Here is a 14,801-nt window from a genome sequence, read left to right as displayed (position 1 = left end):
TTGGCTTTTAGTTAGCAGATTATTTAACAATAAAGGCGTGGTGACTAGCCAGCAATTTGTTTTTCTGCCTGAGTTTGATGAGGAGCTCGGGTCGTTGTGCCTGCTAGGTTACGGATCAACAAACCAAAGTTAACATCGACATCTTCAGGGATAGGGAGATAAACCACATAGCCGTTACCAGGTGCAACATCAATTGCTTCGCCTTTGCGGTTTGTTAAGGCGTCTAAGGTAAAGACAATATTCCCTGCAGGGGTCATCATTTCTAGGCTGTCACCAACGCTAAATTTGTTTTTTACATCAACTTCAGCCATACCATTAACACGTTTCCCTGTAAATTCACCCACAAATTGTTGAGTCTCAGAAACCGAATAGCCATATTCATAAGTTTGGTAGGCATCATGGGTGTGGCGACGTAAGAAACCTTCAGTGTAACCGCGGTGTGCTAAACCTTCTAAGGTGGATAGCAACGTTGGGTCAAAGGGTTTTCCTGCAACAGCATCGTCAATTGCACGTCTATAGACTTGTGCAGTACGTGCACAGTAATAAAACGATTTTGTACGGCCTTCAATTTTTAATGAGTGAACGCCCATTTTTGTTAGGTTTTCAACGTGCTCAATTGCGCGTAAATCCTTCGAATTCATGATATACGTGCCGTGTTCATCTTCAAAGGCAGTCATATATTCACCTGGACGTTTGGCTTCTTCTATCATAAAGACTTTATCTGTTGGCGCACCCGCACCTAGGGTTGGCGCCACATTTTGTACAGGGATAGGTTCATGCACATGGACAATGTTACCCACATCGTCTTCTTTACCTTCTTGTACGTTGTATTCCCAGCGGCAAGCATTGGTGCAAGTCCCTTGATTTGGGTCGCGTTTATTAATGTAACCAGAAAGTAAACAACGGCCTGAATAGGCCATACAAAGGGCGCCATGGACAAAGACTTCAAGTTCAATTTCAGGAACTTGTTGGCGAATTTCAGCAATTTCTTCGAGGGATAATTCGCGGGATAAAATCACCCGTGTTAAGCCCATTTGTTTCCAGAACTTCACGGATGCCCAGTTAACGGCATTCGCCTGTACAGATAAATGAATATCCATCTCAGGAAACGCTTCACGAACCATCATAATAAGGCCAGGATCAGACATAATCAGTGCATCTGGGCCCATTTCAATGACGGGGGTTAAATCACGAATGAAGGTTTTTAATTTCGCATTATGGGGAGCAATATTCACGACCACATAAAACTTTTTACCCAGCTCATGGGCTTCTTGAATGCCTTTAGCTAAGTTTTCGTGATTAAATTCGTTATTGCGTACGCGTAAGCTGTAACGGGGTTGGCCTGCATAAACGGCATCTGCGCCATACGCAAAAGCGTAGCGCATGTTTTTTAAAGAACCGGCAGGGGACAAAAGCTCTGGTGTAAACATGGTTATTCTCTATCTGATATCAAGTCAGCACTCACTCTTATGAGAGAGTGTTTTTAAGGGATGTGGATTTTACGCCTATTTGATAAAAAAACCAAATATCCCACAAAAATAGTATGTCTATTGGTTAGTTAATATTCATCCCAACGGTAGCCAAGACCATATATTGAGCGAATAAAGGTTTTTTCGTTATCGAGAGATTCTAATTTACGGCGTAAATTTTTGACGTGGCTATCAATGGTACGGTCAGTGACTACGCGGTGGTCGTCATATAAGATATCCAGTAACTGGTCACGGGAAAACACCATACCCGCATTGTCAGACATAAATTTGAGTAACCGAAATTCAGCGGGTGTCAGTTCAAGTAACTGTGAGCCATAGCGTACTTGAAAAGCATTTTCATCAATAATCAGTTTGGTTTGGTTATCGTTATTCGTTTGGCTGTTGTGCGCTGCCATGTTTGGCTGGCAACGACGTAAAATGGTTTTGACACGAGCCACAACTTCTCGCGGGCTAAAGGGTTTACAAATATAGTCATCAGCCCCAATTTCTAACCCTAATAAGCGATCAATTTCTTCAGTTTTTGCTGTCACCATAATAATGGGAACATCACTAAATTTTCGCAGTTCACGGCACACGGATATGCCGTCCATACCGGGTAACATTAAATCTAATAAAATAAGTGCGGGTTGATGTTGTTTAACATAGTCGATAACTTCATCACCACGCGCAATTAATGCGGGTTGATAGTTTGCAGCGTGTAAATAGTCAAACAGCAGTTGGCCTAATTTGGGTTCATCTTCCACAACCAAAATAGGGATATTGCTCTGTTCAGCCATGATCATAACCCTTTATCTTTTAATTGAATCGGTAAATTAATGGTAATTTTGACACCACCTAATGATGACGGTGTCGCGGAAATTGTACCATGATGAGCCTCAACAATATTATAGCAAATGGCCAGACCTAAACCGGAGCCGCCACTGGCACGATTACGAGAGCCTTCAGCGCGGTAAAAACGCTCAAATAAATGTTGGCATTGCTCAGCAGTAAGCCCTGGGGCGCTATCTTGCCAAATTATATTGAGCTGGTGTTGGTCTTGTGTGACTTGGATGGCAATTTTACCGTGTGGATCGGTATAGCGTAAGCTGTTTTCCATTAAATTATAGAACAACTGGGTGATGCGGTCAGGGTCTGCAAATACGTAGCCTTGCGCAATAAATTGCCGTTCAACCGAAAGTTGTTGGTCTTCTAACCGCCAGCGAGCTTGGCCTATTGCCATTTCAATTAAAGGAATGATATCGGTAAGTTGCATGCGGTAGACCAATGAGCCTCTATCCGATAACGAGAGCTGGTGGAGGTCATTAACCAGCTTAATTAAAGTTTGGGTTTCATTGAGTAGGGAATTAATTGTTTCGGGAGTGGCTTGCCGAACGCCATCTTGCACCGCTTCTAATTCGCCTCGTAGAACTGACAACGGCGTGCGGAGCTCATGGGAAATATCCGCCATATAATCACGCCGCATTTGTTCGTTTTTTTCAAGGGTCGAGGCCAGATGGTTAAAATCTTTAGCCAGTTGCCCAAGCTCATCGCGGCCAGATTCAGGAACCCGCGTAGCAAAGTCACCATTGGCGAGCCGGTTAGTGCCTTCGAGTAACCGCTTGATGGGTTTTAAAAAACTACGGGCAAGGAACAATGTGGCAACCAGAGCCACAAATAAAGACAGCCCAGCGATGATCCAGCTAGTGTACATCTGTTTGGTATCAAAACGGCGGTCAAGGGCGCTGCTAATCCCCGTTTCATAACTGGCAACAAGCCAGCCGACGGTATCTCCCTTGCTGGTAATAATAGGTTCACGGAGTACTTTGCTAGGTAAAGGCGTGTCTTGTCCGAAAATCAGCTTGTCCTGTGTATCATAAACCCAAAAAATTGTTCGCCAACGCTGGCGCATAGGGCCACGGTGTTGTTGGTGCTCTACTGAGCGCAAAATACGAAAGAAAATGCGTTCATTACCAATTAGAAAACCCCAATTGCCCATCTCTTCATACTGTTCCGCAAGGGCGGAAGAAACCAGCTCAACACGCTGTTGGTCATTTTCCTTTATATAATCAATAAAGCCGTGTTGAAAGCTCATGCGTACGCCCTGGTGCATAATCAGCACTAGCAATAAGCATGTTGCAAAAATAGCCAAAAAAAGCCGAGTGCTTACACTATTCAACCTAAGCTTCATGGTTATTCTCCGCGATTCTCTGCGTTAATGATTTTTTTCGCAGCCAACGTTGTCTCAAGCTATCAAAACTTAAATACACAACAGGAGTGGTAAATAAGGTCAGTAATTGGCTCATTATTAAGCCACCGACAATCGTGATCCCGAGGGGCTGGCGTAATTCCGCACCATCACCACTACCTAGCATTAACGGTAGCGCACCAAAAATGGCAGCGAGTGTCGTCATTACAATCGGACGAAAACGTAATAAACAGGCACGGAAAATGGCTTCTTGGGCCGTTAAACCCGCCGTTCTTTGTGCTTGAATAGCGAAATCCACCATAATAATGGCGTTCTTCTTGACGATCCCAATTAATAGCATGATGCCAATTAAGGCGATTAAACTAAATGGAGTGTCGAATAGTTCAAGGGCTAGTAATGCACCGACTCCTGCAGAAGGGAGGGTTGATAAAATAGTCAGTGGATGAATATAACTTTCATACAATATGCCCAGTACTAAATAAACAGTCACGATGGCGGCTAAGATTAAAAACAATTGTGATTGTAAGGTTTCTTGGAATATCTGTGCCGTTCCTGCAAAAGAGCCTCTTACTGTTGATGGCACGCCAAGTGCGGTCATGGTTTTTTCAATTTCGACAATGGCATCATTTAAGGTATAACCGTCTGCGACATTAAACGCAATAGTGGATGACGCTGATAGCCCTTGGTGATTCACGCTTAATGGGGCATTGGCAGGCTGCCAACGCGCAAAATAAGACAGAGGGATCGCTTCACCATCTTTATTGATAACAAACATCTTATTGAGGGAGCTGACATCTTGCGTATATTCAGGGGCAACTTCCATCACCACTTTATATTGGTTCATTGCTTCATAAATAGTGGAAACTTGGCGCTGACCAAATGCATTGTTGAGCAAGCTGTTGGCTTCACGAACATCAATACCTAATTGAGCCATTAAGTCCCTGTCGTAGGTGATCGCCATTTCTGCGCCTTTGTCTTCCTTATCGGAGTTCACATCGGTCAGCTGTGGTAATTCGCCAAGTGCTTTACGGATAGCAGGTTCCCAGTCACGTAATGCAGAAAGCTCATCTGCAAGCAGGGTAAACTGGTAGCTGGCATTGGCTTGTCGGCCACCAACTCGAATATCTTGCACTGGCATCATAAACAGGTTAGCCCCCGGTTCATTGGCTAATTTCGCGCGTAATCGATTAATGACTTCAGCTGAGCTTTCCGTGCGTTCACTCAGTGGCTTTAATGAAATATACATAAAACCGCTATTTACCCGACTACCGCCAGTAAAGCCGGTGACATTATCTGTCGCTGGGTCGGCTTTAACTTGCTGCATAAAACGGGTCATTTTCTCTTTCATCGACTGGAATGAAATGCTTTGGTCTGCGCGAACAAAGCCCAGCACTCGGCCAGTGTCTTGTTCAGGGAAGAACGTTTTTGGAACGGTGACATACAGGTAAACGTTTAAGCCGATTGTGGCAAATAGCACCGCGAGAACACTACGGCGATGTCCAAGCACCCATTTTAAAGCAACGCCATAACTTTCTTGCAAACGCAATAACACACGGCCAAACCCACGATGCTTGGCTTTGACGTTGTGAGGGCGTTTCTTCAGTAAGTAAGCACACATCATAGGGGTGAGCGTTAATGAGATCACCAAAGAAATACCGATAGCGGTTGCAAGGGTAATGGCAAATTCGCGGAATAAACGGCCGACCAGTCCATCCATAAGCAGTAGCGGAATAAAAACAGCCACTAAGGAAATACTCATGGAAACGACGGTAAAGCCGACTTCATGCACGCCTTTAACCGCCGCAATAAACGGTTTTTTACCATTTTCGATATGACGCGAGATATTTTCTAATACGACAATGGCATCATCAACCACAAAACCCGTCGCAACCGTTAATGCCATCAATGACAAGTTATTTAAACTAAAGCCACATAAATACATGGCCGTAAAAGTCCCAATCAATGAGACAGGGACAGCAACGGCAGGGATCAAAGTAGCGCGACCTGAACGTAAGAACAGCAGTACCACGAGGATCACCAAGGCAACGGCAATTAGTAGAGCACGTTCCACTTCGGCTAGAGACGCGCGGATGGTCGGTGTTCTGTCTTGTGCCACTTTTAAATCAATAGCGGCAGGGATCATGTCATTGAATTCAGGTAACTCAGCACGAATTCGATTCACTGTTTCAATGATATTGGCACCCGCTTCGCGGCGAATAACAATCAAAATAGCCGGTTTACCGTCTGCCATACCGGCAGCGCGTACGTTTTCAATGGAATCTTTAACATTGGCGACATCGCTGAGCTTTACAGCATTGCCTTGACTATAATGAACAATAATTGGCCGATAATCTGCCGCTTTTTTTAACTCATCATTAGTCTGTACTTGATAACGTTTTTCGTCATCATTGATATAGCCTTGCGGTTGGCGAACGTTAGCACTACTGATGGCTGAACGCACGGCATCAAGGGAAACCCCTTGATTAAATAGGGCAGTTGGGTTGAGTTCAACCCGCACGGCAGGGAGCGAGCCGCCACCAACTGAAACTTCACTAACCCCTTCAATTTGGGCAATTCGTTGGGCTAAGCGCGTTGAAGCAATATCATAAATCTCGCCAGTATTCAGGGTGTCTGAGGTCATGGTCAAAATCATAATTGGCGCATCAGACGGGTTTGACTTGTAATAACGTGGGCGGCTTGGCATTCCGCTGGGCAGCAGGTTTTGTGCGGCATTAATCGCAGCTTGCACTTCCCTAGCCGCGTTATTAATGTCTTTGTCGAGATTAAATTCAAGGGTAATGGTGGTTCGACCAAGCGCACTGCTTGAGGTCATTTCACTAATACCTGCAATACTGCCTAAAGAGCGTTCAAGCGGCGTCGCTACGGAGGAGGCCATGGTTTCGGGTGATGCCCCAGGAAGTGACGCTGTCACGTTAATCACAGGGTAATCCACTTGAGGCAACGGAGAAACCGGTAAAAACAGAAAACTCAGGGCACCACACAAGGTAATCGCGACGCTAATAAGCGTGGTTGCTACCGGGCGGCTAATAAACAGAGCAAAGAAGCGCTTCATTATGACACCTGTGCCTTCTTCGCTTGGCGACGGTCTTTAAAGTAATGAGAAAGACGGTCGAACAATAAGTAAATAACCGGTGTGGTAAATAAAGTGAGGATTTGGCTCATAATTAAGCCGCCAACCATACAAATTCCTAATGGTTGGCGTAATTCTGCACCGACACCGGTACTTAGCATTAATGGTAAAGCACCCAGCAAGGCCGCCATGGTGGTCATTAAAATTGGGCGAAAACGCAGCAAGCATGCTTGGTAGATGGCATCATAAGGGGACATTCCCTGTTCACGCTCTGCCGCAAGGGCAAAGTCAATCATCATAATGGCATTCTTTTTCACGATACCAATTAATAAGATGATGCCGATGACCGCAATAACATCAAGATCTTTCCCTGCCATCATTAAAGCGAGTAGTGCGCCAACCCCGGCTGTCGGTAGGGTAGACAAAATAGTAATCGGGTGAATGAAACTTTCATATAAAATGCCCAATACGATATACATCGCCACAATCGCAGCTGCAATTAACCAAATAGTGCTGCTTAATGCCGCTTCAAAGGCTAAAGTCGCCCCTTGGAATTGTGTGGTAATGGATTTTGGCATAGCAATTTGTGATTCGGCCAATTTGACGGCATTGACGGCTGACTCAAGCGAAGCGCCATCCGCCACATTAAACGAGAATGTCACAGCGGGGAATTGGTCGAGGTGATTAATGGCTAATGGCCCATTACCTTCTTGAATATTCACTAAAGTGCTCAGTGGCACAATGGCTCCATCAGTCCCTTTTAGACGGATATCATTCAGTGCATCCATACCATCACGGGTTTGTGTGTCATGTTCTAATATCACACGATATTGATTTGACTGCGTATAGATAGTCGAAATCATTCGCTGCCCAAATGCATTATATAAAGCGTTATCAATGGCTGACATCGTGATACCAAAACGACTTGCTGTATCGCGGTTCACATTCACATAAGCAACTAGCCCTTTATTTTGCCAATCACTACTGACATCAGTGAGTTCAGGTTGTTGTTCTAGGGCGTCTAACAAGCGTGGAACCCAAGTGGTTAATTCCTCTAGTGAACCGGCTTGTAAAGTGAATTGATACTGCGTCCGTGCAACTTGCGTATCGATGGTGAGATCTTGCATGGGTTGCAGATATAAATTCACCCCTGCAATGTTATCCACGGATTGTTGTAGACGATCAATAATCGCCACCACTCTATCTTCACGTTGATCAAGGGGCTTTAAGGTAATTTGCAAGCGTGCATTGTTTAATGTTGGGTTATTCCCATCAACCCCCACATAGGTGGTGACATTGTCGACCGCAGGATCTGCTAATAGCTTTGACGCGACTTCTTGCTGCTTCTGAGCCATGGCATCAAAAGAAATGGATTGACGGCTTTCAATTGAGCCTTGAATAATTCCACTGTCTTGCAACGGGAAAAACCCTTTTGGGATCCACATATACAGCAAAACAGTCAGTACCATGGTGCCAAGCGCCACAGAAAGGGTTAACCATTGGTGATTAAGAATACGCTTTAACCAAATAGCGTATCCAGCAACCATACGGTCAAAAAAGCGCTCACACGCTAGTTCAAAACGGTTATGTTTATGTTGTGACTCCGGTTTTAATAAACGGGCGCACATCATTGGGGTTAACGTCAAAGAGACGACAGCGGAGATCAAAATAGCCACAGCCAAGGTAATGGCAAATTCGCGGAATAACCGACCGACAATATCCCCCATAAATAACAGAGGAATTAACACCGCAACCAAAGAAAAGGTGAGGGAGATAATGGTAAACCCGATTTCACCTGCCCCTTTGAGTGCAGCGACCAGTGGTTTATCGCCTTTTTCTAAATAGCGAGAAATATTTTCAATCACCACAATCGCATCATCGACTACAAAACCAGTGGCGATGGTTAAAGCCATTAGCGTGAGGTTGTTGACAGAAAAACCACAAAAGTACATCACAGCAAAAGTACCAACGAGCGACAGTGGTACGGCAATGCCTGGTATTAAGGTGGCAATTCCATTGCGTAAAAACAAGTAAATCACCATCACCACGAGGGCAATAGCTAACATTAACTCAAACTGTACATCATTAACGGACGCTCGAATGGTACTGGTTCTATCAGTTAAAATATCGACATTAACCGATTTAGGTAAACTTTCAATTAATTCAGGTAACAGCGAACGAATGGTATCGGTGGTTTCAATCACGTTAGCGCCGGGCTGCCGCTGAACATTGATCACAATCGCTTGTTCATTATTCGCCCATGCCCCTAAATAGGCATTTTCAGCCCCTTGTGCAATCGTTGCGATATCACCTAAACGCACTGGCGCACCATTTTGGAAGGCCACAATAAGTTGACGATAGTCGTCAAGTGACTTCATTTGGTCGTTAGCAGAAAGTGTAACCGCCCGCGTAGGGCCATCGAAGCTCCCTTTGGCGGAGTTGACGTTTGCATTGTTAATGGCAAGGCGGATCGTTTCGCTATCCAGCCCTTTGGCTGCCATGGCTTGTGGGTTTAAATTCACGCGAACAGCAGGTCGCTGGCCACCCGCTAAGGTGACTAAGCCTACCCCATTAACTTGGGATATTTTCTGGGCAATTCGCGTTTCAATAATATCCTGTACCTGCGTTAACGGCATTGCATCAGAGGTAACCGCTAAGGTGAGAACAGGCGGGTCAGCAGGGTTAACCTTATTATAAATCGGAGGATAAGGTAAATCAGAAGGCAGTAAGCTACTGGCGGAGTTAATCGCAGCTTGAACTTCTTGTTCCGCAACCTCTAGAGGTAACGTTAATTGGAACATTAACGTGATAACTGATGCTCCCCCTGAACTTTGCGATGACATCTGTTTAAGACCCGACATTTGCCCAAACTGTGTTTCCAATGGCGCAGTCACCGCAGAGGTCATCACATCGGGGCTGGCTCCCGGGTAAAGGGTAACAACTTGAATTGTCGGGTAATCGACTTCGGGCAGGGCTGAAACAGGTAAGAAGCGATAGCCGATGATCCCTGCAAGTAATATAGCCACCATGAATAATGTGGTAGCAACAGGGCGCAAAATAAATAAACGAGAAGGCCCACCGCCTTTTAACATTTCAGACTGCATTACGCTTTCTCCGCGCTATTCGGTTTACCTTTGCGAGGCTCTTTTTTGGCAATGCTTTCAGGGGTAACGACTTCAACCGTTGTGCCATCGGTGAGTTTATCAACACCATCGGTGATGACTTTGGTATTTGCAGCAAGTCCGCTTTCAATAACCACTTGTTGGCTGTCTTGCATACCCACGGTTACATTGTGTTTGCTGACTTTATTATCATCACTTAATATCCAGACATAATGGCCTTCATTACCCATTTGCAGTGCTGCTGTTGGGATCACCACAGCATTTTGTAGCGTTTCAACTTGCATTTTTACGTTAACAAATTGATTTGGAAAAAGTTTTTCTTCTTCATTAGTAAAGCGCGCTTTTATTTTCAGCGTGCCTGTCGCGGCATCAATTTGGTTATCAGTACTGAGTAGCTCACCACTTGCGATTAGCGCGATATTGTTTCTGTCCCAAGCTTCAATCAACACTTTCTCACCAGAGGATTGGGCCTGTTGGATAGCGGGAATATCGCCTTCAGGTAACGCAAAAAGGACATCTGCAGGTTGAGTTTGCGTGATAACAACAAGAGGGGTTGAGGTTCCCGCAGAGATAAAGTTTCCGACATCCACTTGTTTTAAACCAACACGCCCTGAAATTGGAGCGGTAATTTTACTGTAGGTTAACTGAAGTTTGGCGTTGTCGACGGCTGCTTGGTCGACTTTAATACTGCCTTGAGCCTGTAAGACCGCCGCTTTTTGGTTATCTAGCTCTTGTTGCGAAATCACTTTAGTACCAGCAAGCTTTTGATAACGAACTAAATCTAATTGTGCATTCGCTAATGTTGCTTTGTCTTTAGCCAATTGGCCTTCCGCTTGTGATAGCTGAACTTCAAATGGGCGAGGGTCAATTTGTGCTAATAAATCTCCCTTATTGACGTGTTGCCCCTCGGTAAAATACAGCTGCATTAACTGGCCTTCAACACGGCTGGTTACTGTGACAACATTTGCAGCCTGTACTGTGCCTAAACCTGATAAAAAGCGAGGAACAACTTTTTGTTCAGCCACGGCAAACTGCACAGGAGCTAAAACACGTGGTGGGCGGCCCATTGCGCTTCGCTGTGAATTCGGTTTTGCTACCGCATCAGTAGATTGTGTATCTGATTGTTTTTCTTGATGATAAAAATACCAAGAAGCGCCAGCTGCCGCAATAATGGCAATAAAAATGGCAGAGCGAATAAAAGGTTTACGTTGTTTTTGTTTATTCATTTTGGGTAATTCGCTTAACTCAAAAAAGTGGATGAGATCCGTCAGGCTGTATACTAAAAAACTAACAAAAAAGAGTCAGTTAGACATATTAGTAGTTTAACGTGATAGGTACAAAGAAAAATGGAGGAAATATGAATAAGTGTCAATTTCTGTACTTATCGGCTTCTGCGCTTGTAAAGGTGGGAGTAGGCGAAATTAACTTTTTTATGAAATAGATTTGCACCCTAATAAATAGGGTGCAATAGATTTTATAGACTAGAAGTGTTTAGGACTGCAGATTTTTCGTTAGAAGGCTCAGAATTGACTGTCCACCCCTTCCAAGATAATGGGATAAAGGCCACAGCAACCGCTAATAATGAGACGCCAGCGACATAATAAGCCGGTGCCATGTGAGACTGCTGCAACCAAGCTCCGGTCAATATTGGTGTTAAACCACCAAAAATTGCATAAGCCACATTGTAAGCGAATGACAGGCCAGAGTAGCGAATTTCAGGTGGAAATGCGCGGGTACTGATAATCGGTGTGGTTGCAATCGCACCAACAAAGAAGCCCATCAAACCATAGTTGAAAATCAACGTACTTGCAGCAATATCAGTGGATAATGACGAATAGAAGTAAATTGCGGTTACGGCTAATCCACCCCACGATAAAGTCATTGAGGTACGTGTGCCAGTTTTATCGCCTAACCAACCCCAGAAGATACAGCCTAATGTTAAGGTTAAAGTCGCTGCACAGTTGGCTTGCAATGCAATATTACGGTCAATGTTATAGATCCCTTTTAACACAACATCAGGTGTCATCAAAATGGTCACAACGATGGCGGTTGATAATGACCACGTCAGTGCAGCGGTGATCATACAAGCTTGTTTATGAGATTTAATGACGGTTTTGACTGGTAACTCTTGTGATAAGGCTTTTTTGGCTGCCAGTTCTTTGAATATCGGAGTTTCTTGTAAAAAGCGACGTAAATACACAGAAATAAACCCAAAAATACCACCAAGAATAAATGGAATACGCCATGCAAAATCATGAATTTCAGTTGTGCTATAAGAACGCTCAATAATAATGGCGACGATAGAGCCTAATAAAATACCACCAGTGATCCCAGAAGTCAGTGTACCAACCCCTAAGCCATAGCGTTGTTTTGGTGTATGTTCTGCAATGAATACCCAGGCACCTGGCATTTCACCACCAATCGCGGCACCTTGCATAATACGCATTAACAGCAGTAATAATGGCGCGGCAGCACCAATGGTTTCAAAAGTAGGTAAGAAACCAATAACAAATGTTGGAAATGCCATTAAGAAAATACTGAGGGTAAACATTTTCTTGCGGCCAATTTTATCCCCGAAGTGAGCCATAATAATGCCACCAAGAGGGCGGGCAAGGTAACCTGCTGCAAATAGACCCAGTGTTGCCATTAGTGCGAGAAATTCGTTATCCCCTGGGAAAAATAGCTGGGAAATAATTTTTGCGTAAAAAACAAAGATAACGAAGTCGTAAAACTCAAGAGTTCCCCCTAAAGAGGATAAGCCTAATGTTTTATAGTCTTCTTTGCCCAAAGGCCTCGCAGAGGGCTGGCTGGCGGTTTGCGGTGTCATTATAGTTTCCTTCTAACTACCTGAAATACTAAATTGCATAAATTCAAAATAATAAGCATTGGCTCATAATAATGAGCTAATCATTTTTATTGGTGCAGATAAGAGGTATAAAACGTTGGGTGGGTATAACTTAGTTTAATACACAGTATCTTTTTTGCATGTGTATATTTATAGCAGGAAATTCTATATTCTGTAAACCTCAACCCCAAAAACAAGCTCAACATTCCAGTTAGTTTGCTTTTGTTAGGTTATTGATTTGGTGTGACGATAAATAACCTTATATGATGTTAATAATATTAATTTTGCAGAATATCGTATATTTAAATTAGCCAGTTATAGTGTTAATAATATTTAATTTAATAAATTCTTACTGAATTATAGTAAGTAAATATTACCTAATTATTTTCTATTATAATTAATTTTATTAATCAAGATAAACTAAATAACTATAAAAGCATTTAATTAGCAGATAAATGAAATGGCTGTTTGTGGAATTTTGGTTTTTTAGCTGGGTTTTATTGTTGGAGGGAGTGTTTTGTAAATCGCACGCGCCCAGCAGGGACACAGGACGCGTGCAAAGCAAATTTAAACGAGGAAAAGAGTGGCTAAACCAAGGAAAATAAAGAAACCGCCTGTATCTGTGATAGCGGTGATCATCACGCTAGAACCGATAGCAGGGTCCTTGCCCATTTTCAGCATAATGAGTGGGATCAGCACCCCCATAATCGCGGCCATTAACAAGTTTAAGATCATCGCTAATGTCATGACTGCACCCATAGCGATATCGCCATACAGGAAATAGGTGACCACACCCATTATTCCTCCCCAAACAACCCCATTAATAAAGGCGACACCAAGCTCCCTTAACATTAAGAAAGAGAAACTGTTGTTTTGTATTTGGTGCAGGGCAATGGCACGAACAATCATGGTAATGGTCTGGTTCCCCGTATTACCGCCAATTCCTGCAACAATAGGCATTAATGTGGCAAGGGCAACTAATTGGGAAATCGTATCTTCAAAAACGCCAATCACACGTGAAGCGACAAAGGCGGTACATAAGTTAATGGCTAACCATGTCCAACGGGTTTTAACGGCTTGGCCGACAGGGGCGAAAACGTCTTCTTCAGGGCTTAACCCCCCCATACGACGAATGCTGTTATCGTTTTCTTCACTAATATTATCAACGATATCTTCAACCGTCAGGCGGCCCATTAGTAGGCCGCTGTTATCAACAACAGCCGCAGAAATTAAGTCATAACGTTCGAACGCACTCGCTGCATCTTCGCCTTTTTCATCCGGTAAGAAGGTCACAGTGTCGGTTTTCATAACGTCAGCGACTATTTTTTCAGGGGATTGCGTTAAAATAGTGGTTAGTGGCAATTCACCTTGTAGATAATTATTGTTATCGACAACGAAAATTTTATCGGTCGCTTCTGGAACCTTGCCACGTTGGCGTAAATAACGTTGAACTGTCTTTAACGTTACATTTGGGCGTACGGTGACGAATTCAAAATCCATCATTTGGCCGACGCTATCTTTCGCATATTGTAAAACTTCGCGAATGCGGCTACGTAGGCTAGGTTCTAAGTAGGTAAGGAGCCGACGCATGGTGTCACGGGGTAAATGCTCAGCAATATAGGCTTGTTCGTCGACATGTAAGCTAGCAACTGCGCGCAATAGCTCTCTGTCAGACATATCCTTGATTAGGCTATCCCAAACAGAAACGGAAGCCTCAACTAACACTTCACCACGTTCGTTGTTATCAACAAGACGCCATAACGCAAGACGCTCATCATAAGGGAGCATTTCTAAGATATCGGCGATATCCGCAGTGTGTAAATCAAGTAGCAATTCTTTTACAAGACTAATTTTTTCACTAATTGCTTTGTCATCAATACTGACGTGTTGGTCATTTTCAACAAGCGCATGGACGAACTCTTCGTCGTCTAAAAATAGCGTCAGAATTTGCTGGCGAATATGTGCCAGTTTTTGTGAATGCGGGTTGACTGTTGGCAACGCATCGGTTGAGAAAGCAGATTGTGACATTTTAATCCTTAAAGCAATAGCAGCGCAAAAGCGCTTTTTA

7 protein-coding genes and 1 pseudogene are annotated in these 14,801 nt (G+C 43.8%); all 8 read right to left on the bottom strand.

What is annotated here, in order from left to right:
- Positions 1-44: 44 nt before the first annotated feature.
- Positions 45-1,430: a prephenate-dependent tRNA uridine(34) hydroxylase TrhP gene (trhP, locus tag CYG50_RS10265; protein WP_102139812.1), complete on the bottom strand. Its 1,386-nt coding sequence runs from the start codon at positions 1,428-1,430 to the stop codon at positions 45-47.
- A 128-nt stretch (positions 1,431-1,558) separates the two neighbouring features.
- On the bottom strand, positions 1,559-2,272 hold the full coding sequence (baeR, locus tag CYG50_RS10260) for an envelope stress response regulator BaeR (RefSeq protein WP_102139813.1): 714 nt from the start codon (positions 2,270-2,272) through the stop codon (positions 1,559-1,561).
- A complete protein-coding gene (gene baeS / locus CYG50_RS10255) occupies positions 2,269-3,657 on the bottom strand; it encodes an envelope stress sensor histidine kinase BaeS (protein WP_102139814.1) in 1,389 nt (462 codons plus the stop codon). Before baeS ends, baeR begins: the two co-directional genes overlap by 4 nt.
- Complete coding sequence (mdtC, locus tag CYG50_RS10250) at positions 3,647-6,748, bottom strand: multidrug efflux RND transporter permease subunit MdtC (protein WP_102139815.1); 3,102 nt, start codon at positions 6,746-6,748, stop codon at positions 3,647-3,649. Before mdtC ends, baeS begins: the two co-directional genes overlap by 11 nt.
- Complete coding sequence (locus CYG50_RS10245) at positions 6,748-9,870, bottom strand: MdtB/MuxB family multidrug efflux RND transporter permease subunit (RefSeq protein WP_102139816.1); 3,123 nt, start codon at positions 9,868-9,870, stop codon at positions 6,748-6,750. The genes mdtC and CYG50_RS10245 overlap by 1 nt, the downstream gene beginning before the upstream one ends.
- Positions 9,870-11,114, bottom strand: coding sequence for an MdtA/MuxA family multidrug efflux RND transporter periplasmic adaptor subunit (locus CYG50_RS10240; RefSeq protein ID WP_102139817.1), 1,245 nt, complete (start codon positions 11,112-11,114; stop codon positions 9,870-9,872). The genes CYG50_RS10245 and CYG50_RS10240 overlap by 1 nt, the downstream gene beginning before the upstream one ends.
- 248 nt (positions 11,115-11,362) lie before the next feature.
- Entirely contained in the window at positions 11,363-12,715 is a 1,353-nt protein-coding gene (locus tag CYG50_RS10235) for an MFS transporter (RefSeq protein WP_102139818.1), read from the bottom strand.
- A gap of 585 nt (positions 12,716-13,300) precedes the next feature.
- Positions 13,301-14,587, bottom strand: a pseudogene (gene mgtE / locus CYG50_RS10230) (magnesium transporter); the annotation flags it as partial.
- Positions 14,588-14,801 lie beyond the last annotated feature (214 nt).

This window comes from Providencia huaxiensis, assembly GCF_002843235.3.
Lineage (GTDB): Bacteria > Pseudomonadota > Gammaproteobacteria > Enterobacterales > Enterobacteriaceae > Providencia > Providencia huaxiensis.
This window is presented reverse-complemented; position numbering and strand designations above follow the sequence as displayed.

What these genes read in the sequence shown, in the direction of transcription:
- CYG50_RS10245 (WP_102139816.1), bottom strand. Translation starts at nt 9,870, where the DNA reads ATGCAGTCTGAAATGTTAAAAGGCGGTGGGCCTTCTCGTTTATTTATT.
- trhP (WP_102139812.1), bottom strand. Translation starts at nt 1,430, where the DNA reads ATGTTTACACCAGAGCTTTTGTCCCCTGCCGGTTCTTTAAAAAACATG.
- CYG50_RS10235 (WP_102139818.1), bottom strand. Translation starts at nt 12,715, where the DNA reads ATGACACCGCAAACCGCCAGCCAGCCCTCTGCGAGGCCTTTGGGCAAA.
- CYG50_RS10240 (WP_102139817.1), bottom strand. Translation starts at nt 11,114, where the DNA reads ATGAATAAACAAAAACAACGTAAACCTTTTATTCGCTCTGCCATTTTT.
- mdtC (WP_102139815.1), bottom strand. Translation starts at nt 6,748, where the DNA reads ATGAAGCGCTTCTTTGCTCTGTTTATTAGCCGCCCGGTAGCAACCACG.
- baeR (WP_102139813.1), bottom strand. Translation starts at nt 2,272, where the DNA reads ATGATCATGGCTGAACAGAGCAATATCCCTATTTTGGTTGTGGAAGAT.
- baeS (WP_102139814.1), bottom strand. Translation starts at nt 3,657, where the DNA reads ATGAAGCTTAGGTTGAATAGTGTAAGCACTCGGCTTTTTTTGGCTATT.